Raw genomic sequence first — 22225 nt, 5'->3', positions numbered from 1 at the left:
ATATGTGCAATATCGACTGTAACAAGTGGCTATTGCACAGAATGGAACGCCTTCTAAAGCCATTCAGCTTGACTGTATTTTGAAAGGTTTTAGTCCCAAAGACGGGAACTAACATAGAAGCCTGAGCTATGAAAGAAATATTAAAACATTTAGTGGAACACGTTACTTTACCTGAAGATGCGTATCTTGGTCAGGATGAGGAAATTTTAGAAATTTTTGTAGAAGAACTTGAAGAAATTTTTGAACAGCTACAAACCTCTCTTGATCGATGGCAACTCGAAGAGTTTAAAGATACCGAATTGGTCAATATTCGCCGTTATTTTCATACGCTTAAGGGGTCTGGGCGTATGGTGGGGGCTAAACGTTCTGGTGAACTTGCTTGGACTGTTGAAGATACATTAAATCGTATTATTACGAAAAATCTGGAACTTACTTCCGAGATTCAACACTATGTACGTGCAGTATTTAATATTTATAAGTTCAAACTCTACTCAGAGTTTTTAAATCGAAAACCGCATCATTTAGATTTAGCACCTTTGGTGTATTTGGGGCAGCAGCTACAACAGAAACAAAGCTTAGAACCTGCTTTAGACGAGTTATTGGCATTATCAAATACACTGGATAATGAAAATGTCATTACTGGTTTGGAGATTGGTGAAGATACTGCAACAGTAGCAGTAACCTCAGTGACCACTCCGCATGTGGTTGATCTCGTTGCAGATAGCTCTACAGATATGACTGAAGAAGAAGTGGCAGTTGAATCGACTGTTGCAGATGATAGTTTAACCTCTGAAACCTTGGAAATCTTTGTTGAAGAGTCAGAGGAGCATCTGGCGGCAATTAAAGAATTTTTGCACTTAGAAGAACATACGCCTGATCAATATAATCGCTTGATTCGTGCCTTGCATACTTTGCGTGGCAGTTCTTCAATGGCGCATGTCAATGAGGTCTTTGAAGCAAGTGGTAAGGTCGAGCATTTATTTAAAGTATTGGTTCAAGAAGATACCGAGTCCTCAAAAAATGAAAATGCGCTACTGACTTACTATGCTGAATTTGTCAGTGATTATCTCTATGTTTTAAAGCTGAAAGGTAATCAAGCTGTTGAGCTACAAACCATTTATCAAAAATTTAATGATGCTTGGGAACGCTACGATTTCCAACATCAATATCAACATTCGCAAACGGGTTTAGTCACACAATTGGTTGATCTTGAGATCGATCTATTGCTTGATGCCGAGTTTGAGTTTGATAAGCGTGCCCAAGTTGAATATCCAGCATATTTCCAACAACTGGCTCAACAAGCGCAGATGTTGATAGATCATACCAATAATCGTGCTGCACAAGGCATTCATGATTTTAGTCTTGCTTTAAAAGATGGTTATGAACAAGTTATTCGCAAGCCAGATTTATTAAATACTGATTATGCTTTTGAAATGTTTTCTAAGGCCCATCAGGAATTTATTCATTTATTCGATACTTTGGCATCAGGACAAAGAGTCAGCCTAAATGAATCAACACAAGCGATTTTGGCTGAGTTACATGACTATTTACACCAAGAAATAGACACTGGTGTTGCTGGTCAAATTGTTGAAACAAAGACTGCGCTAGATACTGAACAGCAGCCAGATACAGTCTCAATGGCAGCGAACCCTGTTGAATCAGTAGGGAACTATGTACTGACGCAAATTAATCTGGATAAACAGAATATTGACTCAGAACATAGTCAACGTGAATTTGATGCTGATGTTCTCGACATTTTTATTGAAGAAGCCGACGAATTGTTGGTTGGAATGGACCATGACTTAAATACGTGGTCAAGCCATCCTGATGATACAACCGCATTAAACAATTTGATGCGTTATTTGCATACCTTAAAAGGTGGTGCAAATATGGTGCAAGCCACCCATATTGGTTTGATTGCGCATGAGTTGGAAACCATTTATGAACGCGTGATTAAAAGTCAACTCAAAGCAGAACCACACATTATTCAAGCGATTCGTTTAATTCAAGATGATGTGGCAGACCGTATTCAATTGATTCGCGAAAAATCAATTGATTATCCAGCTACTCATATTCTCAGTGTTTTACACAATATTGATCAGCAAGGTCCGATTGAAGCTGTTCAAGCATCAACTGCGGTTGAGCCACAATTTAGTCATGATGCAGTAGATTTGCATGAACTTGAATATGTTGCAGATGATATCGTTTTAGCGATTGATCAAACTCCAGAACTGCTTGAAACTGAACCGTTGGATCAAGATCAACAACCTGCAATTGATGATGCTCAATTATTTATAGATGCAAATCAAGATGCAGGTTTAGATCCTGTTGAAGTTGTTGCTCGAGAAACCTTTATTGAAGAAGCACGAGAGCTGATTGATGATGGTTTGAGCATTTTATCTCAATGGTTTGATCAGCGTAGCAACCGTAGTTTCCTACTCCAATTACAACGTATTGCACACAGCTTGAAAGGCGGTGCAAAAATGGTGAAATTGGAAGAAGTGGCTGATATTGCATATGAATTAGAAAATGCATTTGAGCAATTTGGTTTACATAATTTTAACTCGAATGTTTATGATGGTTTATTGGAAAAAACCTTTCATTGGCTAGATGCTGCAATCTTTAAACATCACTATGATAATTTTGAAGGTTTAAAATCGAGCTTACATAGTATTGAATATGTTGATGTATCCGCACAGCTTCCAGAAAAACTATCTCGAACAAACTTAATCTTTGAGCAATCGATCAGTGAGTTTGTTCAGGGGGATGGTACAGAGCCACCGTCAATGTTGGGTGAATGGGATCTTTCACAAAAAACTGAATCCAACAATGAGATGATTCGTATCTCTGCAGATTTGGTTGAAAAAATGATTGACCTTTCTGGTGAAAACGCGATCAACCGTTCACGTATTGAGATGGATTTGGGCCAGTTAGGGAATACCCTGACTGATATGGAGTTGGCTATTCAACGTTTGGCGGATCAGCTACGCCGTATGGAAGGCGAGTTAGAAAGCCAAATCATTGCAAAACATGGCGATTTAAGCGCTCGTTATGCTGATTTTGACCCTTTAGAAATGGACCAATATTCATCTCTAAACCAGTTATCAAAATCGTTGGCTGAATCTGCATCTGACTTGGTTGATTTTAAAACCACGTTGGCTGAAAAGATTCGTGATACTGAAGGTTTATTACTTCAGCAATCTCGTATTCAAGCTGAAATTCAGGAAAGCTTGATGCGTACTCGTCTGGTACCATTCTCAAGACTGTTACCTCGATTACAGCGCTTGGTTCGCCAGACCTCTTCAACCGTGAATAAACCCACTGAACTTTTAGTCAATAATACTGAAGGGGAGTTGGATCGTAATATTCTGGAAAAATTAGTTTCACCGTTAGAGCATATGTTGCGTAATGCGATTGACCACGGGATTGAAGATGCGGAACAGCGTCAGAAGTCGGGCAAAGCGTTGACTGGTCGAATTGATTTGAATATTAGTCGTCAAGGTACGGATGTACTTGTCTCGTTTAAAGATGATGGTAAAGGAATTGATCCAAAAGTTATTCGTGATAAAGCAATCGAAAAAGGTTTAATCAAAACGGATCAACAGTTAGAGCCTGAGGAAATCCTACAGTTTATTTTCCATCCTGGTTTTAGTACAGCACAGCAAGTGACACAAATCTCTGGTCGTGGTGTTGGCTTGGATGTTGTGCAAAGTGAAATTAAATCACTTGGTGGACAAGTGAGTGTCAGTTCTGAGTTGGGGCATGGTTCAACCTTTACGATTACCGTACCTACAACAGTTGCGGTCAGCGATGCCTTGATGGTGAAAGTCGGTGATCAGCAATTTGCAGTCCCATTATCGCAAATTGATCGTATTGTTCGAATTTCACCAGCCGCTTTGGAAGAATATTTTGAAACTCAAAATGACTATTTTGATATCGATTTCCAAAGCTATAAGCTACGTTATTTGGGTGAGTTTACCTCGAATCAAGTCACTCCACGGTTACATGGGCTTGCACATTCATTACCAGTGTTGTTGATCAAGGGAAGCTTGGGGCAATCGATTGCCATTCTGGTTGATCAGTTAATTGGTTCGCGTTCACAAATTGTGGTTAAACCGATTGGTAAGCAGTTTGCTACCATCAATGCAATTGCGGGTGCAACTATTCTGGGTGATGGTCAGGTGTGTTTGATTCTGGATGGGCAAAATATTGCACGACAAGTTCAAGCATCTACTCGTGGTAGTGCAGAACATCTTCAACATGATAAACAACGTCATCGTGATCAACGCCGTTTGATTATGATTGTGGATGACTCAGTTACCGTTCGTAAGGTCACTTCACGTTTGCTTGAACGCCAAGGTTTCGATGTGATTACTGCGAAAGATGGTGTGGATGCGATTGAGCAACTTGAAAATGTCAAACCAGACTTGATGTTGCTGGATATTGAAATGCCACGAATGGATGGTTTTGAAGTCACCAACTTGGTTCGCCATCACGAAATTCACCGCGATTTGCCAATCATCATGATTACGTCAAGAACAGGTGAAAAACATCGTGAACGGGCATTTAGCTTAGGTGTGACAAATTATATGGGTAAACCATTCCAAGAAGCTGATTTATTGGAAAATATTGAAGCTTTGTTGACGGTTAAATAGGAACGCTCATGACAAAGAATATTGAAAAATCTGCAATTGATAAAATTAGCACACGGGAATTACAGCATTTAATTACGGTGTCTACTGGGTTTATTGATGCATATATTATTGATTGTTATGATAAAGCACCAATGTTATTACCCCAAAATGTGGTGCTTTCTGCTCAGAATAGTCCAACCTATGTCAATGTCGTGGAATGGCATGAAAAGAAGTTGCCGACATTTAGTGTCAGTGATCCTAAAAAGACCTTGGGTGTCGCACTGATCATTGAAGGGGAGGATGCAGACGAGCGTTTTGCCTTGATGTGCAATGAAATGCCAAGTTCGATACGGCTACGGATTTCAGAAGTGGTCGACGCAGAGGATAGCATCAAAGATAAGACGATTTTACAATATGTGAAAATTGGCGATAAGACTTATCATGTGCCGGATTTGGATCAAATCCAATTACAGATTGGAATAAAGAAGAATTGATGTGTAATGCTTTCAAAACTTATCTGTAAAAAAGGACGCAAATGCGTCCTTTTTACTCAGTGAAAATCGCTCAACTTAAGCGAGTAATTCGACTAAGATTTGTTCGTAGATTTCAGCCAAAGGCTCTAATTCAGCAATATTCACATGCTCATTAATTTGATGAATCGTTGCGTTTAAAACACCTAACTCAAGCACTTGAGCGCCTGTCGGAGCAATAAAACGACCATCAGAAGTCCCACCACTGGTTGAAAGTTCGGTCTCTGTTCCTGTCACATTTTTAATTGCAGTTCGTGCAGCATTGACCAATTCACCGACTGGGGTTAAGAAGGGCAAACCTGATAAGGTCCACTCAATATCATAATCAACATGATGACGATCTAAAATCTCAAGAACACGTAATTTGAGTTGATCAGCAGTTACTTCAGTTGAGTAACGGAAGTTAAAGGTAACGGTCATCGTACCGGGTACAACATTGGTTGCGCCTGTACCTGCTTGAATATTGGAAACTTGGAATGAAGTCGCAGGGAAGTATTCATTGCCATTGTCCCATACCGTATCACAGAGTTCAGCTAAAGCTTTTGACGCGGTATGAATGGGGTTGATGGCTAAATGTGGGTAGGCAACATGGCCTTGTTTCCCTTTTACTGTTAACACTGCATTTAATGAACCACGACGGCCATTTTTTACGATATCGCCCAGCGTATCCGTACTTGAAGGCTCACCGACAAGACACCATGTCATTTTTTCATTACGTGCTTCTAAGGTTTCGACAACTTTAACCGTACCATTGATAGAAGGGCCTTCTTCATCAGAGGTGATTAAAAAAGCAATAGAACCTTTATGGTCCGGATGATTCTTTACAAAACGTTCAGATGCAACCACCATTGCAGCCAATGCTGTTTTCATATCAGCACTGCCACGACCATAGAGTTTGCCATCACGAATTTCAGGTAGGAATGGATCAGACTCCCATGCATCTAGATGACCTGTAGGCACAACATCGGTATGACCTGCAAAACAGAAAACTGGAGATGCCGTTCCGCGTCTTGCCCAAAGATTATCAACATCTTCAAAACGCATATTTTCAATATTAAAGCCAATAGCAGATAGACGATCTGCCATGATGGTTTGACAGGTATGGTCTATAGGTGTCACGGAAGGCTGGCGAAGAAGTTGTAAACTCAGTTCTAAGGTATCCGAATGATTCATGGACATTGATCAAGTAAGTAAATTGAACAATATAATAGAGGAAGATAAAACCGAATGAAAACCTTAAAGCTTGAGAAAGGATAAAACTATTTAAATTGGCATTAAAAAAGCCTTATCTATTGAGATAAGGCTCATGTTGTAGAATGAAGTTGATACTTACAATTTATTTTCAACTTTTTCTGCAGAATTCGTAACAGCATCCCCCGCTTTAGATACATCCTTACCAACACCTTTAAATGTGTTGCAACCAGCTAAAACAAAAGCGAATAACATTGAAACTGCTAAAATTTTTTTCATTACTATCTCCGTGTTTCACGCGTTAATTAGAATTTTAGTATACGAGTATCAGGTTAATATATCGTTATGTTTTTATGAGTGGATTGGTTAATCCATGTATAAGAAACGTGAATAATTAAGCATTTATGTCAAAGAAAAGCGCCAGAGGAGCTTGGCGGTACATATAAAATTGCAGGCTATTTTTATTATGATATAAACCATTACACCAAAATTGGGCAGCAGCTGAGCTTTGTTTTAGATCTGGGCAAATCCATTCATGCCGTTGTAGACGGTAAAAATCTTGTGCAATGTGATGTCCCCATTGACCCAATCGACGTTGCGTGTTGATCCATGAGGGCGGTGCAACATCGTCTTTATTGTCAGGCAGATAAAGCTGTCCTTTCATCACAGCCAGTTTCTTTTCAATTTTAAGATCTAAAGCCTGGGTAAATTGAAATTGTTTTTCTGAGAAATGATTCAGTTTTCGTAAAAGGGTGTCGCTACGATTTAGACCATACCAATGCTTTAAGTGTAAGTTTGATTCGCCTAAATAGTACTTTAAAGCAACTTCCCAATGCTCGATCTGTTTTGTGGCCTGATTACGAACAAGGAAATCAATTTCGCCTAATGTATTCTTTGCTTCAATGATTTGGATACTATGCTGAATCAGTTGATAGTGTTGATTGGCTTCATCTTGTAACCAGAACCAAAATAAATATTCAAAACGTAAACCTAAACGTGTGCTTTTAAGCTGTTGTACAAATTCAATGAGTGGGGTGGGGTCGTGATCGAGTTGATCTAAGCGTGTTTGAAAATCTATATATTGTTGTTGCCAAAATGCCGAGGTGTGTACTTCAAAACGATTTTTAATTTCTAATTCATCAGGCAGATGTTGAATAATATTGGGACTGGCAATGCAAAAAGCCAATTGACGAACAATAGGGTGTTTGTACTTTAACCAAGGTTCAAAGTAGTCTGTCATTGTATGCTGTCCTAAACTGAAGACTCACTCAGTTTATTTTTAAGAAAAGGTCTTTAGCGTGTTGAGATTCAAGCAAATAAGTGGATCAACATGCAAGCTCAATTTTGACTGTATTGGAAATGATGAACACCGTGATTTTAAAATACAATGATTTCAATTGATTTAAAATATACTGGCAAAATCATTTGGGCGGTATACTAGTCGAATGGGCAGATTGAGTTAATCTATGAAAGTTTTGTTTTGGCGAACATTGGTGATTGTTTTTATTGTACTCGGGTTTATTGGGGCAATATTACCGGGAATGCCAACGACAGTTTTCCTCATCTTGGCCGCTTGGGCGGCATCAAAAGGTTGGCCACAGGTTGATGCTTGGTTACTCAATCATCCAAAATATGGTGCAACGCTTCGTGCTTGGCGTGAAAATGGGACTGTGCCACGTAAAGCAAAGTGGATCGCCAGTATTATGATGTTGATCAGTGGGGTGATCATGTTATTCACCAATGCGCCACTGGCTGTGAAGATTTTTACCGATGTGACCATGTTGATTGTGGCTATCTGGCTTTGGTTGCGCCCTGAACCAAAACCTATTGTAAAAAATCTGAATGAAATGGATAAATTCGAATAGCCTTCATTCGATGTTTTGATCATTCAGTACTGAATATTTTATTAAGTTTATAGCAAATAGATAATAGGGTTAAAATATTGATTAAATGATCTACTCAATTTAATTAAAATATGGGTTTGAATATTTTATAAATAGATAAATAATAAACAAAAAACACCAATTTAAACTAAAATGATCTATTTTTTAATCACTCAAACCTAAAATAGGTAAAACATCGAGAAAAGCGTTTGACACTCAGTAAAGATTCTCTATAATGCACCTCACAAACGATGAAGTCGTTAGGGCGCTTAGCTCAGTTGGTAGAGCGTCTGCCTTACAAGCAGAATGTCGGCGGTTCGATCCCGTCAGCGCCCACCAAGCTTTAACGTTGAATTTTTAGTGCAGCGGTAGTTCAGTTGGTTAGAATATCGGCCTGTCACGCCGAGGGTCGCGGGTTCGAGTCCCGTCCGCTGCGCCACTTAAATTCAATCATCGTATGTATAGCAATTCATTTGTTAAAGTGCAGCGGTAGTTCAGTTGGTTAGAATATCGGCCTGTCACGCCGAGGGTCGCGGGTTCGAGTCCCGTCCGCTGCGCCACTTTAGAATGATTTTGCAGTGACATGTAATACTGAATTAGAGTCTAAATAGTTTTTTATTTATTCTAGTTTAGGGCGCTTAGCTCAGTTGGTAGAGCGTCTGCCTTACAAGCAGAATGTCGGCGGTTCGATCCCGTCAGCGCCCACCATATACAATGCAGCGGTAGTTCAGTTGGTTAGAATATCGGCCTGTCACGCCGAGGGTCGCGGGTTCGAGTCCCGTCCGCTGCGCCATTTATCTTATTTCCTGAGATCAAGATATTTGGATGTATAAGAATTTGAAAGGGAATATTGTTTTCTTTTATGTTCTGATAAAGTAATATTGTGATGATCCTCACTCAGGGCGCTTAGCTCAGTTGGTAGAGCGTCTGCCTTACAAGCAGAATGTCGGCGGTTCGATCCCGTCAGCGCCCACCATATACAACGCAGCGGTAGTTCAGTTGGTTAGAATATCGGCCTGTCACGCCGAGGGTCGCGGGTTCGAGTCCCGTCCGCTGCGCCATTTATCTTTTTTCCTGAGATCAAGATATTTGGAATGGTAAGAATTTGAAGTTTTTGATTTTTAAAGATCAAACATTATAGACTTCATATCGCTTACTCCCCATCTTTAGGATAGAACTTAAGATTAAATCATCGATTTTCTTATAGGTTCAAACAGAGTAAACAACTTTGTTTATCCACACTCAGGGCGCTTAGCTCAGTTGGTAGAGCGTCTGCCTTACAAGCAGAATGTCGGCGGTTCGATCCCGTCAGCGCCCACCACATTTTCCAATCTAGTTATTTGTTTAGAACTTCTGTATAATATATAAGCATAAGTATTTTAAAAATAAATTTTCTATGCGAAATCCATATCAACGTAAAGCTGCATCTTCAACTCAAAAAAACTCAGTCCAAACCCTAGACCAATACAAACATTTTGTCGAAATGATTGTTTCACAAACCAAGGTTTTTGTTCTTTATGATGATGGCTGGGCTTTGTGCGCATCACCGACAGGGCAACAGTCTTTAGCTGTTTGGCAAAGTAAAAATTTGGCACAACTTCTGATTAAAGATAACTGGAGCCGTTACGAAGTACAAGAAGTTGAACTCATTGTTTTTATTGAACAGATGATTCCTTTTATCAAACAAAATAATACCGCAATTTCTATAAATTTAACCCCTGAAGGGCGGAATATTTTAGTTTCGACAAATAAATTTTTACTCGATATCAAAAATTATTTATATCAGATGTATACGACTCAACCTGAGTTATTTCAAAACAATAAACGCTTACCGTTACCACGTAAAATTCGCTTACATCAGTAACGCTGTACAAACAATGATATGGCTTTCTGTACCTTAATATTCACCGAGCACCCAACCGCTAATATAAGCAAAATACTCTCTTAACCATGCGTTATAGCGTGTCGTGAGTGGAGTTTTAGCCCCTACAGTAATGAAGTTGTGATAGCCTTGCTTTCTGGCGATTGCTGCGGCACGTAAGGTGTGAAAATCACTGGTCACAATCGCAATTTTAGAGTCTAAAGTTAAACCATGCGCTTTTAAAATCGCTTGGCTATTTTTTAGATTTAAGTCAGTACTGGTACTTTTATTTTCTTGTAGGATTCTACTGGCTTGGATTTGCATATGCTCTTGTAAATATTGCGACATAATTTCTGCTTCAGGTTTTTCTTCACCAAAATCTAAACCACCACTGACAATGATCAAAGCTTGTGATTGTTGTTTTGCAATTTCACCGGCTTGATTTAAACGTTTTGCCAGGGTCGGTGAGGCTTTTCCTTGGGTAATGCCGCTGCCTAACACAATAATGGCTTGTAGATTATTTTCTGCTGTATTTTGTTGGGATTTTAAGTGGATGTAACCAAAGAAGCCGATTAAGCTGACTGACCAAAGTGTAAATAGAACCCATCCTAAGCGCCAGATTTTCTTTAACTTTAAGTGTTGGGCCAAATACTGCTGAATGTGTTGGCTCCATAGCGCTGTAGTGATAAAGACTAAGCCAATCAGCAAAGGGAGTATTGTTCCTAAGTGGATTTTTTTATATAAAATTAAAATAAATCCATCGAGGAATAAGACAAATCCCAGCAAAAAAAAGACAATGCGGAAGAGTTTATTGTTATACATGGGTGAAAACAAATCATTAAAAATTAGTCTAATTCTAAACGAAATCTGTGCATTTATTATATATGAATCAAAAAAAACCGAGCAATTGAGCTCGGTTTTGGCGGGTAAATTTATTCAATAGACCCTAATAAACATCACGACGATAACGACCATCTAAACGTAATTGTTCAACGGTGTCTTCTCCAAGGATAGCAATTAAAGCGAGATCAACATCAGTCGCCATACCATTGATACTGCCACAGACATAGATTACCGCATCATTGGCCACCCATTTTTTCAGTTCTTCGGCATGATCACGCAGTTTATGATGTACATAAATTTTTTCAGTTTGATCACGAGAGAAAGCTAAATCAATACGTTTTAGCATTGCTGTATTTTGCCAAGCTTGAATTGTATCTTTAAAGAAATAATCGTTTGCTTGTTGGCGTTCACCGAAAATCAACCAGTTTTCAGTATAGTCCATACGGACACGCGCATGAATCAAACTCATTAATCCCGCAATCCCGGTACCATTTCCGATGCAGATAATCGGGCGGTTATCGGTAATTAAATGGAAAGATTCATTATTCCGAATTCTTAACGCAATTTTATCACGCAATTGCACATGTTCTGTCAGCCAACCAGAACCGAGACCAAGCTCACCTTGAGGATTTTGTTGCTGACGAACCACCAAACGCAACACTTGCTGACTTGGAATACTGGCAATCGAATACTCACGAGTTGGTAGCGTAGGGAGTTGCTCGAGTAAGTGTTCCATATTGGCAAAAGGTTCAATAGCAACGGTTAAATCGCGATTCCAAAGCGCTTCTTGAATGCTTTGTTCGAGTGAATCCACTTTTGTCTCTGCATGAACTTGATATTTATCCAAGAACAATTGAATACGTTCTGGACTATTTCCCGTTTGAATTTCAGCAATATCACCTGCTTGCCAAGCTGTATCATAGCTGGCTTGTAATTCAAGATTAAATGCGGGTGCGCCTAAGCTGTTTGGATTGAGTAATTCTCGTTTTGTTAGACGCCATTGATCAAAAACTTTATCAATAGACATTGTTTGTAGATCGAGTTTTGTGGCTTTTGCTAAAGCATCATTCCAATGTTGGATATCTGCATTATTGCCATTATTGACTTCAAGCGTAGCAAACAATTGTTGCGCACCAGATTGTTTTAACCATGCGTCTATGCGATGCCCAAAGCTACAATAGGTCTCAGGATAGTCTTGTGAACCCAATGCTAGAACCGCATATTTTAAATGTGAAAGATCCAATGATGTAGCCATGAGCTTTTTCTCAAAGTGCGAGGCTAAGTCAGGTGCTTCACCTGTACCATAGGTACTTGCAATCAAGAGAATCTGTTTGGCTTGCTTGAGATCATCTTCAGAGAGTTGTTGTACAGCTTTTACCGTTGTTGGCTGATGGGCTTCTTGTAGACTGGTTGAGGTGCGCCATGCCAATTGCTCAGACATTCCTGTTTGAGAGGCATAAGCAATTAACCAAGGTGTTGCATTTGGATCAATTTGAATTGCTGAACCCGCTTGTTTTGCAGCAAGGGTGAGTCGCTTTTGCTTACGACGTTTTAAATACAGCATCCATCCCGTAACAAAAAATAATGGCATTGCCAATGCTGCAAGCATTGCGATGAATTGAAAAACTGGGCCAAAGAAACTACCACGGTGCACAGGGAGCATACTTCCCATGATTTTTTCATTGAGTGGTTTGCTTTCGTATAAGTCTAATTTTTCAATTTGTGCAGTTTGATAGTTATAGGTTGCTTTATTTCGTGCACGCTCATGTTGTGGAATAGCATCAACAAAGGTGAGTTCAACTTTACCATCTGGCTTTTTAGGAATCGAAACAGTCAGGGTCGAATAGTCACGTTTAATTTGAGCATTAAACCCATTCCATGTTTGAGTAAGTACATGTTGAATTTGTTCTGGTTTTAAACCTTCTTTATTCTCATGCTTATTTTCACGGTCTGGTTGTTGATGAGCAGTCGTTTGATTTTGCTTTTCGCCACGTTGTTGTGGTTGTTGTTGAGGATTGCCAGAAGCCCCTTGACGTCCTTGACCTTCTCCACCACGTGCTGCTTGCATTTCAGGCTGAGGTCGTTCAACCCCCATTACTTTAAACATACCATTACGCCACCAGTCATACGACCAATACAGCCCTGTACATGCTAAAAGTAAATAAAAGATCACCACCCACGTTCCGACTACAGCATGTAGGTCCCAAAGAAAATTACGACCTTTGAGTTTAGGCTTAATGGAAAACCATTGTTTAAAAGAATGCTTTTTCGGCCAGCGTAAATAGAGGCCACTGAGTACAAAGAAAATTAACATCAAGGTACTGGCGCCAGTAATTTGTTTACCGACTTCACCCACAGTTAAGTTACGATGCAGTTGCTGTATAAATTGAAAAAAATCTTTGCCTTTCACTTCTGGAAGAACTTCAGCCGTGTAAGGGTTTACCATCATGGTATAACCTCTACGAGCGCCTTCTTTGACAATATTAATGTTTGAAGCTTCTTCAGCGGCTTTCGCGACAGTAATACTGTTGATCTTCATTTCAGGGTTTTGGGTTTGGAAATGTTGATAAATTTCAGCAGGTGTGAGTTTTGCCTGATTTTCAACTTTTACCGTGTAGCTGTCTGGATTTAACCATCTTTGAATAGGTTGTTCATAAGAATAGATTGCACCAGTCACTCCCATAATTGAGAGAATTAAACCAGCCGTAATCCCTAGAAACCAGTGAATTTGAAAAAAAATCTTTTTAAACATGGCAATGCAAAGGGCAGAATATTTTTGATAGCAAATTATAGCTGAATAAATCGGAGAGATAATGAATTTTGCAGATAATATTTATTCTCATTATCATTTTTATTAAAATAGCGAAGTACAAAAAAACCTCCAAAAATGGAGGCCTTTTAAAATTTTAAATTAAAGTGTCTTGGGTTCACCAACAACTTCTTTTAAATGTTTACGCAGTGTTTCAAAGGGGAAATTCTTGCTATCCATACGTTTAGGTAGAATATATGCGCCTTGTTGGCCTTTGACTTTAAAGTTTACCAGTAAGAATTCAGGGGTGTTGTACCATTCATAAATGTCTTTCCAAGCCACTGTTCCAACACCTTCTTGTACACCCATTTGTTGACGCATCACAATACCGCTTGGCTGTACACCTAATTTTACACCTTTGATTTCCTGAACTGGAAATTCATTCATCTTGCGTTTTACATACCATTCAAGACCGAACTTGCGAACCAAAAGATAGATGGCAACTGCAGCAAGAACCACCCAAAAAATAATGGTTGAATAGTTTTTAATTAAAGCGATGCCAAGTAATGAGAGTATGACTGCTACACCCATGATTGCCCAAGCTTTAATCCCAATTTTATTGGTACTACGCCAAATTGCAAGTTGAGCGCCGCGTTGTTCGGCTTCCGAAACTTCGTACGGAACAGGTTGTAAGGTATAAGCGTAAATATTCTTGGCAGTCATAGTGTCAGTAATGTATGTAAATCTAGTCAGAGTTTAGCACTAAATCTCAAGATTTAGTGCACCTATTGTACCAAATAACGATGCAATTTTGATGCAGATTTATAAAGAAGCTAATTCAGTAGATTGATCATCTCGTTCATGGCTTAAATTCTGTTTCAAGCTACTCAGTTGCTTTAAAATACTGAACATTAATGACAATTGTTGAAGAATAATGAGTGATTTAGAGTCTTCTGACTCGGATTGACTTAAACGGGCACGAATGGCTTTCAACATATTATGCGCGGTTAAATCAGGCATTTCATCCCGTAATAAAGCCCCAGAGATATCATCTAAAGCTTGATCCAATAGATTAAGCACTTGTTGGTCTTTCACTTGCTCACGATGTGCACCGAGTGCTGCGATATAGCTAAGAAAGGTATGATTTAGACATAAGAACTCAAAAGCTAAGCTTTTTTGACTTGGGTCAAAATCTGGTTCAGTGGCAAGGGTTGAAATCAGTGAGGCAACATCTGCATCCCGATTATGTGCAGCACGACGAACAATTCGATACTCTAAACTATTATTGCGCCCCTGATGATATTGAGCGACAACATTGGCCAAATAATTGCATTGAGCTTCCAGTGAACGTTGAATGGTGCGGGGTAAACGACGGAACTTCCAGTCAGGGAAAATAAAGCTGACACCGAACCAGGCGAGGGCACAGCCAATCACTGTATCAATCATACGAGGTAGCGCTGCCTCATAGCCAAGCCCATCCAAGTTAAAATTGATCAGCGCCATGATGGTAATAAAGGCAGTGGCTTGGGCATATTGTTTACTGCGTAAATCAAAAAACAATACACCACTAAGTACGAGTAATAAGAGTTGTCCTTCAATAGAGGGCACAAAATACAAAATTGCATAACCTAAAATAATGCCGCCTAAGGTTCCAATAATCCGTAATCTCAAACGTCGTTTGGTCGCATTAAAGTTTGGTTGGCTGACAAACAGTGCGGTTAATAGAATCCAGTAACCGTATTCAATATTGGTGAGTTGCACAAAAACATAGCCAATAAACAAAACAATCGAAACGCGAATTGCATGTCTAAAAAGTACAGACTCAGGGGTTAAATTTTGTTTGATTCGAATGACAATATCATCCCAACCTTTGAGGTCATCATCTTTAAGTTGGTTTTCGAAATTTTTACTTTGATCGTATTTTATATGTCGTTCAGTTTCGAGATTTTGTAATTGGGCATCAATCGACTTTAAGTTTTGATAAAGCGCAAACAGTGAATTGACCCAAATTAAGTCATAATTTTCTTCTTTTTTGAGTTTATCCAGCGAGTATCTGAGGTTTTTAAAAGCATGCTCAAAACGGACATTATGCTGGTAGGTGGTGCGGTGTAAGATGCTATCACTCAAATCCTTACAGGCTTTACCTTGCAGCGCTAAAATACGTTGGAAACGAAATAACACATCGCTATGTTCAAACATTTTGGCCAGCTTTTGATAATCAATATGCGCTGAATCGGCCCGTTCATGAATATCTTGTGCAACAAAGTAATATTGTAAACTACGACGCGTATCACGTTGTCCTCGGTCACCTTTTAAACGCGTCAACAAGGCGGTACGCATATCATTAAAAATGCTGATGAGCTGTCCATTTTCCATAGACAAACTAATCATACTGTCTTGATAGCTGGTCGGTGTCATATCGACATCAAACAAATTAGATTTGGAAAACAGAAAATTACCTAATGATGAAAAACATTGAGACAATTTGTCTTGAACTTGCCGTACCGGGAACAGTAAAAAACTGATGGTTGAAATAAGCCCATACCAAATTGCACCAATCACCAATAGACTTGGCTGGATATACCATTGATCAAATAAATGCACCCCAAGCATGGAATACACAGAGACCACCAAACAGCCATAAGAAATGGTGGCATAGCGACGTCCCAAAGAACCCAATAAAATCCAACCAATACAAGAAACAATCAAACCTAAGGCAAACAGAATAGGGTATGGAAAGAGCAGGCTCACTGAAGCAGCGGTGATAAAGAATCCGATATAGGTATAGATCAAATTCATGATACGTACAGAGAAGCGATCGTCTATATCACTGAGACCTGCTGCAACCACCCCTAAGGTCAGAGGAATGGTCATTAACTGCTGTCCCAACAGATAAGGTACAAATGCAGTCCCTGTGAAGGCAATGATCATTCTCAAGTTATACATGAAACTTGTGTTGTAGGTTGCTTTTCTGAGTTTTAACAGCCAAGTGTTCAAAGGAAATCCTTGTTAAATCAATAGGGTGTTATGTACTTGGGAAATGCGATTTGACTTATATGGCTTTTCACTTATCTTTGTGACAAATCATACAATGGACAGTGTAAACTTGTCTGCAATATTCCTTATCAAATTATAAACCATCTATGTCTGAAAAAAACGTGGGTCAGCAGTATTCAACGGGCTGGATTATGCTTTTGGCTTTATTTACCTCTTTGGGTCCCTTATCCATTGATATGTATTTGCCAGCATTGCCACAAATGGCGCAAGACTTTAATGTGACAACCCAGCAGATCGCCAATACCTTGCCTGCATATTTTTTTGGTCTTGCTGTTGGGCAATTGATTTATGGTCCAATCAGTGACCGTATTGGGCGTAAAAAACCGCTTTATTTTGGTATGACCCTGTTTGCTTTTGCCAGCTTGCTGTGTGTTTTAGCACCTGATCATTGGTCGTTGATTGCCGCACGCGTTTTACAAGCCTTAGGGGGCTGTGTGGGGGTGGTGATGGCACGAGCTGCAATTCGAGACCGTTTAGATGTGCAAGGTTCAGCGCAAGCTTTTTCCAGTATGATGATTGTGATGGGGATTGCCCCGATTCTTGCTCCAACTTTGGGTGCCGCCATTCTACAATTCTTTAGTTGGCAAGGCGTCTTTATCGCCTTGTTTGTGATTGGTTTGTTCTGCTTGTTTTGTGTACACTTTTTATTTAAGGAAACACTCGCACCAGAACGCAGGCTGCATCTCAACTTTAAACAAGTGTTTATTTTATATGCTTGTATTTTTAAAGATCGAAGCTTTCGCTTTCCAATGTTGGCAGGTTGTTTTACTGGTGCAGCACTATTTTGTTATATCAGTTCCGCGGCAGCAGTGTTGATGGATGGTTATCATTTAACTCAGCAACAGTTTGCTATTGCCTTTGGTTTTAATGCTTTTGGTATCATTTTACTGTCTTCTATCAATAAGCGTTTAGCCAACAAACTCTCGGTGATCCTGCGCTTGAAAATTGGTGGTTTGATTCAGGTCACAGGTGCATTGATTATTGTCAGCGCAGGTTTCATGTCTGATGCACCATTGGTGATTGTCATGTTAGGTTTATTTTTCTCTGTTTCAGGGATTGGTTTTACTGGACCGAATGCGATGGCATTGGCGATGTCTGAACAAGGCTCAAGAGCAGGAACTGCAAGTGCAATTATGGGCAGTATGCAATTTGCGTGTGGTCTATTGGGCGGTGTGGTATTGAATTTTCTTGTATGGAATCATTTATTCAATATGGGAATTTTGATGTTGGCTTTTACTGTGGCTGGGTTTATGGCAATTTTAAAAGTGGCTCAACAGTTCAAGATGAAACAAATTTAAGCTTATACCGATACTGAACATGAGATCGTCTTGTTGATTTATAAGACAAAAGTGAGTTTTGATTTATCGAATCAAAGACGATCTGTATTTTTTTATTCAAGTATGAGGAAATTGACAGGTTCTAAGAGATTGTATTGTTAGAACAAGTACGCGATACACATACACGTGGTCAAAGCAGAAACGATAAAAACACAAATACCAGAAAAACAAAAGCCGACGATTCGAGTGATGAGTAAATCGTCGGCCAAAATACTTCGTTATAAAGATTCAGGCTGCTAAGTTGAATCTTAAGAAGCATAAGTTTTTAGTTTCTCTGAGAGAAGGTCTCCAAATTTCTTTGCGGATGCCGTGCAATCAATTTGGTTGCTGCAGACCTTATACTTATATAACGACAACAGTTTCAAATTGGTTGACAAGAAAATGAAAAAAAGTTGAAAAAAAATTATAATATTGTTCTTTATGCAATCTAGGCTGTCGTCATGGTGTCTTTAAACAAATATTTTTTGTGGTTTTTGCTGCTTTGTTTAGTCTTGACCATGGTTGCAGGTGTATTGGCTGCATTATTGCCCAATGAAATTGCTGGCGTGTTAACCGCAATACCTTATTTGATTGCGATGATTATCGTGTTATATCGTTTTCTCAAGCAACAACGCCGTGCGCCTACAGACCAAGAGCGTAAAAAACTGACCCTTGGTTATACCGCAATATTTTGGGGCTATAATTTACTTGGGGTATTTGCGGGTGTTTGGTTTTTTTCTCAGAATGATCCAGAAGTGTGGAAAACTTTTGTGATGTATCTGCAAAATACTCAATTTTTGCTCACTGCATTGATCATGTTGCTGATGTTGGCAATCCCTTTATATTTAATTACCTATTGGTTTTATGGAAAGCAAGCACAGCGTATGGCGGCTAAAATGTTTGGTCAATGATCTGTTTAAATTGTTGACTTTACTTTGAGAAATAAAAGTCATTGATGAAATCTGCGTCAATACAAATAAGCAAAAAATAAATCTTATTTTTAAGCTATGGATATGCTGTTAGTGTACGAACATATCCATAAATTCGCGTAATTCTTGAATGGCAATTTCAATGTCTGTGGTTAACCACGTTGGTTCAAAGATCCCTGCATAATGTTCTAAACGATCTTGAGGCACAACAAGTCGTATCGGGCAGTCTTCTTCAAGTAAGCGCCATGGCACGATTGGAACTTCGTTATCCAGAAATGGCACAATATTGCGAATATCAATAATCATCGCATTGATACATTCTGGGAAAGGCATAACGGATAATTCATCTGTACGGCGACGGAAATACTCTAAATCGCCCCATTTTAGAATATAACTAGGCTTATTAAATTCAATAATTCCAATGAGATGGTCATCTCTTGAGGTATGTGTGAAGCATTGATGCGTGACATCAGTGTCCAAGTCCAACTCGACACTTTGTCGTTGATAAGCCATATCTACAATAGCCAAAAAATGGGGTACATATTATAGCTCATTTATCTTTCAAGAACTGCTCGAATTAAAATTTACTTTTGCTTAAAATATTTTTACACACAGATCATAAATAGCCTGTTAGTATAAAAATACATCAATTCGATGGAGGTGGACGTCATGAAACACGATTTCAATAAACCATCTTATGTAACAAGTACTGAAGATATAACGCATAAGAATCGCTTACCCATTTATATGCTTATTCTTGTGGGGTTATTTCTTGTTTCCTTGCTTGTTTACATGATCGCCGATTGGGTTTAATCCCATATATCATCTATAAAGATTATATTGATCAGACAAACTCTAGCTGCAAAGCTGGAGTTTTTCATTTTTGCATGCTTTTGTTGTATTTATGCAGTTAAATTTGCTCGTTATATAAGCAATAGATAAAGTAGAAGAGTAATTCATCAAGTATCCAATTCAAATAAAGAATGTTGCTTAAAGTCATTTGAGCACGCTCAGATTGTTATAAATCTATAACTTGAGGAAATAAAAAATGAATGAAATTTTACAAACAAGGGGGAGATTTGATGCCATGTATTATTGGGATCAATTCCACCCGATTCTCGCCGCTGTTGCCATCCTTATTGTGGGATGGATTATTGCACTGATTGTTGCAGCAGGAATTAAAAAAATCCTAGAAAAACTAGGTACAAATACAAAATTGTCTTCAGCAACAGGTCATCGTTCAAATATTGAAAGTATTCTTTCTCGAATTGTTTTTTGGGTGGTGATGGTGATCGCGGTGATTGGTGCATTAAATGTGCTGAATCTTACCAGCGTAAGCAGCCCATTTAGTTTGATGATTCAGCAATTCTTATTGTTTATTCCACAATTACTGGCTGCCGTGGCCATCGGGTTTATCGGCTGGATTGTGGCAAATCTGGTTAAAGTCGGCTTAAAAAAAGCCTTGGATCGGACTCAACTTGATGAAAAATTAAGTGCCGATGTTGGGGTCAGTCCGATCAGTCAGAATATCGCTGATATTGTGTACTGGCTAATTTTATTGCTGTTCCTACCAATTGTATTATCAATTTTAGGTTTGCAAGGCTTATTGCTTCCAGTGCAGAACATGCTGAATGAGGCAGTCTCTTATATACCAAATATTTTCATTGCGGGTGTCATCGTTTTTGTCGGTTATATCTTGGCAAAAATCCTGCGCGGGATTGTTGAGGGTTTAATCAACAGTCTAAATTTACAAACCCAAATAGAAAAAGTAGGGCTATTTAAAAACTCAAACCAAGGTTTAGCGAAGTTTTTAGGCTCTTTTGTTTTTGCCGTTGTCATGATTACTGCGTTAATTGTGGCTTTTGAAGCACTTGGTATACAGGCTATTTCACAACCAGCAACCGCAATGCTGGGTGAAATCATGTATGCAATTCCACATATTATTGCAGCCGGATTAATTTTAATTGTGGCCTATGTGGTGTCTCGTTTTGTGGGGCGTTTGGTTTCAGAAGTTGTTGCTGGAACAGGTGTTGATGAAATTCCTGCAAAATTAGATTTGCAACGCTTTTTAGGTGACACGAAAGTTTCTTGTATCATTGGTTATCTGATTGTTTTCTTTACCATGTTATTTGCTGTTTCCGAAGCGGCAAATCGACTGGGCTTTGAGCAAGTTAGTCATTTGATTTCAATGTTTATTTACTTTGGTGCCAACATTTTGTTAGGCGCAGTGATTTTGGTGATCGGTTTCTGGTTGGCCAATATCGTGGCGAATGTGGTGCAACGTGGTGAGTACAATAGCTCAAGATGGTTAGGCAACTTGGTTCGTGTTTTGATCATGGGGCTGGTGATTGCAATGGGTTTAAAAGCCATGGGAATTGCCGATTCGATCGTTAATCTTGCTTTTGGCTTAACCTTGGGTTCTGTGGCAGTTGCTTTTGCATTGGCCTTTGGTCTAGGTGGACGTCAACCTGCAGAACGTGTTTTAACGGATTTAATCGATAAAGCCAAGAAAGAGGCAAATCAACTGAATCCATTAAAGCAAGAAAATACTTATTCATCACAGCCAAGTGGTACAGACGCTACGCAAGTAACCGCGGATACCCCTGCGATTGAAAATGAGTACAAGTCACTTACTGATTCATTGAAACAGGACAAAGATGACCCGAATTAACATTTAAATTCTTTTAAAGATCGATCAGGATTGATGCTTGATCGATCTTTTTATTTTTAGGTCAAAAGTGAGAGGGAATAGAGATGTCTAAGAAAAAGCCAAATAATTTCATTGCACCCATTGTGATTGCAGGAATCACTGTAGGGTTTTTAGCAAGTGCTTATAAATTTGTGTTTGCAAAACCAAAAAAGCAATCATCCGAAATTGTTAAGCAACAACATGAATCTCAAAACAAATCTCAAGAGTGATTGTGTTCGCAAAGCATGAATTTTATCGGTTTTTTTTATAGAAAATAGATAGACATCAGATGATTTATTGTCTAGATTGAATAGGTGAATATGTAGGCAATATAAAACACACTCATCTGATAAATATCATTTTCAAAGGAATTGAAATGAAGATCATCTATTTTTTACACAAAATTCATCAGTCGTTATTTGCAAAAAAACATGACCTAAAGTCGATGGATTTGGCGATTCAACGTGTGACCCAGAAGCAGCAAATCCAAAACCAACTTATCTTATTTAAAACAGATTATTTAGAATAAGCTTTCTATCTATT

At 38.9% G+C, this 22225-nt stretch carries 17 protein-coding genes and 8 tRNA genes; 17 read left to right on the top strand and 8 right to left on the bottom strand.

Annotated elements, in window-relative coordinates; all coding sequences use genetic code 11:
* Positions 1 to 128: 128 nt before the first annotated feature.
* Positions 129 to 4655 carry a hybrid sensor histidine kinase/response regulator gene (locus ACZ5QH_RS18995; protein WP_303577627.1) on the top strand — a complete coding sequence of 1509 codons (4527 nt, stop codon included), beginning with the start codon at positions 129 to 131 and terminating at the stop codon, positions 4653 to 4655.
* 8 nt (positions 4656 to 4663) lie between these two features.
* Positions 4664 to 5128, top strand: a complete 465-nt coding sequence (locus tag ACZ5QH_RS18990) for a hypothetical protein (RefSeq protein ID WP_303577626.1) — start codon at positions 4664 to 4666, stop codon at positions 5126 to 5128.
* 75 nt (positions 5129 to 5203) lie between these two features.
* Here the strand turns inward: ACZ5QH_RS18990 and dapE are convergent, their stop codons facing one another.
* The 3 genes from dapE to ACZ5QH_RS18975 all read right to left on the bottom strand — a co-directional run bounded on the left by dapE (position 5204) and on the right by ACZ5QH_RS18975 (position 7595).
* Positions 5204 to 6337 (bottom strand): succinyl-diaminopimelate desuccinylase, encoded by a 1134-nt coding sequence (gene dapE, locus ACZ5QH_RS18985; RefSeq protein WP_096735059.1) that lies wholly within the window; start codon positions 6335 to 6337, stop codon positions 5204 to 5206.
* Between the two features lie 156 nt (positions 6338 to 6493).
* Positions 6494 to 6634 (bottom strand): entericidin A/B family lipoprotein, encoded by a 141-nt coding sequence (locus ACZ5QH_RS18980; protein ID WP_004723791.1) that lies wholly within the window; start codon positions 6632 to 6634, stop codon positions 6494 to 6496.
* Positions 6635 to 6749: 115 nt separating this feature from the next.
* The gene (locus ACZ5QH_RS18975) at positions 6750 to 7595 is read right to left on the bottom strand and encodes a DUF1853 family protein (protein WP_303577625.1); all 846 of its coding nucleotides are present in this window, start codon (positions 7593 to 7595) and stop codon (positions 6750 to 6752) included.
* Positions 7596 to 7821: 226 nt separating this feature from the next.
* Here ACZ5QH_RS18975 and ACZ5QH_RS18970 point away from each other — a divergent pair, with 226 nt between their 5' ends.
* From ACZ5QH_RS18970 to ACZ5QH_RS18925, 10 genes are all read left to right on the top strand, one after another.
* Complete coding sequence (locus tag ACZ5QH_RS18970; RefSeq protein ID WP_303577624.1) at positions 7822 to 8220, top strand: YbaN family protein; 399 nt, start codon at positions 7822 to 7824, stop codon at positions 8218 to 8220.
* Positions 8221 to 8501: 281 nt separating this feature from the next.
* Positions 8502 to 8577: transfer RNA gene (locus tag ACZ5QH_RS18965), tRNA-Val, on the top strand.
* Positions 8578 to 8600: 23 nt separating this feature from the next.
* Positions 8601 to 8677, top strand: a tRNA-Asp gene (locus ACZ5QH_RS18960).
* A gap of 44 nt (positions 8678 to 8721) precedes the next feature.
* Positions 8722 to 8798 (top strand) — tRNA-Asp (locus ACZ5QH_RS18955).
* Between the two features lie 72 nt (positions 8799 to 8870).
* Positions 8871 to 8946: transfer RNA gene (locus tag ACZ5QH_RS18950), tRNA-Val, on the top strand.
* 8 nt (positions 8947 to 8954) lie between these two features.
* Positions 8955 to 9031: transfer RNA gene (locus tag ACZ5QH_RS18945), tRNA-Asp, on the top strand.
* Between the two features lie 107 nt (positions 9032 to 9138).
* Positions 9139 to 9214 (top strand) — tRNA-Val (locus ACZ5QH_RS18940).
* 8 nt (positions 9215 to 9222) lie between these two features.
* Positions 9223 to 9299 (top strand) — tRNA-Asp (locus ACZ5QH_RS18935).
* A gap of 184 nt (positions 9300 to 9483) precedes the next feature.
* A tRNA-Val gene (locus ACZ5QH_RS18930) sits at positions 9484 to 9559 on the top strand.
* Between the two features lie 75 nt (positions 9560 to 9634).
* Complete coding sequence (locus tag ACZ5QH_RS18925) at positions 9635 to 10102, top strand: DUF2750 domain-containing protein (RefSeq protein ID WP_004817692.1); 468 nt, start codon at positions 9635 to 9637, stop codon at positions 10100 to 10102.
* Positions 10103 to 10135: 33 nt separating this feature from the next.
* Here ACZ5QH_RS18925 and ACZ5QH_RS18920 read toward each other — a convergent pair whose 3' ends face one another.
* From ACZ5QH_RS18920 to yccS, 4 genes are all read right to left on the bottom strand, one after another.
* Entirely contained in the window at positions 10136 to 10921 is a 786-nt protein-coding gene (locus ACZ5QH_RS18920; RefSeq protein ID WP_303577623.1) for a YdcF family protein, read from the bottom strand.
* A gap of 124 nt (positions 10922 to 11045) precedes the next feature.
* Entirely contained in the window at positions 11046 to 13694 is a 2649-nt protein-coding gene (locus tag ACZ5QH_RS18915) for a PepSY domain-containing protein (protein ID WP_303577622.1), read from the bottom strand.
* Between the two features lie 159 nt (positions 13695 to 13853).
* A complete protein-coding gene (locus ACZ5QH_RS18910; RefSeq protein WP_004817689.1) occupies positions 13854 to 14414 on the bottom strand; it encodes an SdpI family protein in 561 nt (186 codons plus the stop codon).
* Positions 14415 to 14513: 99 nt separating this feature from the next.
* On the bottom strand, positions 14514 to 16688 hold the full coding sequence (gene yccS / locus ACZ5QH_RS18905; RefSeq protein ID WP_096735052.1) for a YccS family putative transporter: 2175 nt from the start codon (positions 16686 to 16688) through the stop codon (positions 14514 to 14516).
* A 146-nt stretch (positions 16689 to 16834) separates the two neighbouring features.
* Between yccS and ACZ5QH_RS18900 the strand changes: the two genes are divergently transcribed.
* Entirely contained in the window at positions 16835 to 18046 is a 1212-nt protein-coding gene (locus ACZ5QH_RS18900; protein WP_004817686.1) for a multidrug effflux MFS transporter, read from the top strand.
* A gap of 479 nt (positions 18047 to 18525) precedes the next feature.
* A complete protein-coding gene (locus ACZ5QH_RS18895; RefSeq protein ID WP_105714347.1) occupies positions 18526 to 18975 on the top strand; it encodes an ABZJ_00895 family protein in 450 nt (149 codons plus the stop codon).
* Positions 18976 to 19083: 108 nt separating this feature from the next.
* Here the strand turns inward: ACZ5QH_RS18895 and ACZ5QH_RS18890 are convergent, their stop codons facing one another.
* Positions 19084 to 19506: a hypothetical protein gene (locus ACZ5QH_RS18890; RefSeq protein WP_004817681.1), complete on the bottom strand. Its 423-nt coding sequence runs from the start codon at positions 19504 to 19506 to the stop codon at positions 19084 to 19086.
* Positions 19507 to 20041: 535 nt separating this feature from the next.
* Here ACZ5QH_RS18890 and ACZ5QH_RS18885 point away from each other — a divergent pair.
* The 3 genes from ACZ5QH_RS18885 (at position 20042) to ACZ5QH_RS18875 (ending at position 22211) form a co-directional block, all read left to right on the top strand.
* The gene (locus tag ACZ5QH_RS18885) at positions 20042 to 21664 is read left to right on the top strand and encodes a mechanosensitive ion channel (RefSeq protein ID WP_303577621.1); all 1623 of its coding nucleotides are present in this window, start codon (positions 20042 to 20044) and stop codon (positions 21662 to 21664) included.
* A gap of 83 nt (positions 21665 to 21747) precedes the next feature.
* On the top strand, positions 21748 to 21912 hold the full coding sequence (locus ACZ5QH_RS18880; RefSeq protein ID WP_004817677.1) for a hypothetical protein: 165 nt from the start codon (positions 21748 to 21750) through the stop codon (positions 21910 to 21912).
* Positions 21913 to 22058: 146 nt separating this feature from the next.
* Positions 22059 to 22211 carry a hypothetical protein gene (locus ACZ5QH_RS18875; protein WP_004817675.1) on the top strand — a complete coding sequence of 51 codons (153 nt, stop codon included), beginning with the start codon at positions 22059 to 22061 and terminating at the stop codon, positions 22209 to 22211.
* Positions 22212 to 22225 lie beyond the last annotated feature (14 nt).

This window comes from Acinetobacter sp. Ac8, assembly GCF_055392545.1.
This window is presented reverse-complemented; position numbering and strand designations above follow the sequence as displayed.

What these genes read in the sequence shown, in the direction of transcription:
- ACZ5QH_RS18885 (WP_303577621.1), top strand. Translation starts at nt 20,042, where the DNA reads ATGAATGAAATTTTACAAACAAGGGGGAGATTTGATGCCATGTATTAT.
- ACZ5QH_RS18925 (WP_004817692.1), top strand. Translation starts at nt 9,635, where the DNA reads ATGCGAAATCCATATCAACGTAAAGCTGCATCTTCAACTCAAAAAAAC.
- ACZ5QH_RS18975 (WP_303577625.1), bottom strand. Translation starts at nt 7,595, where the DNA reads ATGACAGACTACTTTGAACCTTGGTTAAAGTACAAACACCCTATTGTT.
- ACZ5QH_RS18875 (WP_004817675.1), top strand. Translation starts at nt 22,059, where the DNA reads ATGAAGATCATCTATTTTTTACACAAAATTCATCAGTCGTTATTTGCA.
- ACZ5QH_RS18880 (WP_004817677.1), top strand. Translation starts at nt 21,748, where the DNA reads ATGTCTAAGAAAAAGCCAAATAATTTCATTGCACCCATTGTGATTGCA.
- ACZ5QH_RS18920 (WP_303577623.1), bottom strand. Translation starts at nt 10,921, where the DNA reads ATGTATAACAATAAACTCTTCCGCATTGTCTTTTTTTTGCTGGGATTT.
- ACZ5QH_RS18900 (WP_004817686.1), top strand. Translation starts at nt 16,835, where the DNA reads ATGTCTGAAAAAAACGTGGGTCAGCAGTATTCAACGGGCTGGATTATG.
- ACZ5QH_RS18980 (WP_004723791.1), bottom strand. Translation starts at nt 6,634, where the DNA reads ATGAAAAAAATTTTAGCAGTTTCAATGTTATTCGCTTTTGTTTTAGCT.
- ACZ5QH_RS18995 (WP_303577627.1), top strand. Translation starts at nt 129, where the DNA reads ATGAAAGAAATATTAAAACATTTAGTGGAACACGTTACTTTACCTGAA.
- ACZ5QH_RS18890 (WP_004817681.1), bottom strand. Translation starts at nt 19,506, where the DNA reads ATGGCTTATCAACGACAAAGTGTCGAGTTGGACTTGGACACTGATGTC.
- ACZ5QH_RS18915 (WP_303577622.1), bottom strand. Translation starts at nt 13,694, where the DNA reads ATGTTTAAAAAGATTTTTTTTCAAATTCACTGGTTTCTAGGGATTACG.
- dapE (WP_096735059.1), bottom strand. Translation starts at nt 6,337, where the DNA reads ATGAATCATTCGGATACCTTAGAACTGAGTTTACAACTTCTTCGCCAG.
- ACZ5QH_RS18970 (WP_303577624.1), top strand. Translation starts at nt 7,822, where the DNA reads ATGAAAGTTTTGTTTTGGCGAACATTGGTGATTGTTTTTATTGTACTC.
- ACZ5QH_RS18910 (WP_004817689.1), bottom strand. Translation starts at nt 14,414, where the DNA reads ATGACTGCCAAGAATATTTACGCTTATACCTTACAACCTGTTCCGTAC.
- ACZ5QH_RS18895 (WP_105714347.1), top strand. Translation starts at nt 18,526, where the DNA reads ATGGTGTCTTTAAACAAATATTTTTTGTGGTTTTTGCTGCTTTGTTTA.
- ACZ5QH_RS18990 (WP_303577626.1), top strand. Translation starts at nt 4,664, where the DNA reads ATGACAAAGAATATTGAAAAATCTGCAATTGATAAAATTAGCACACGG.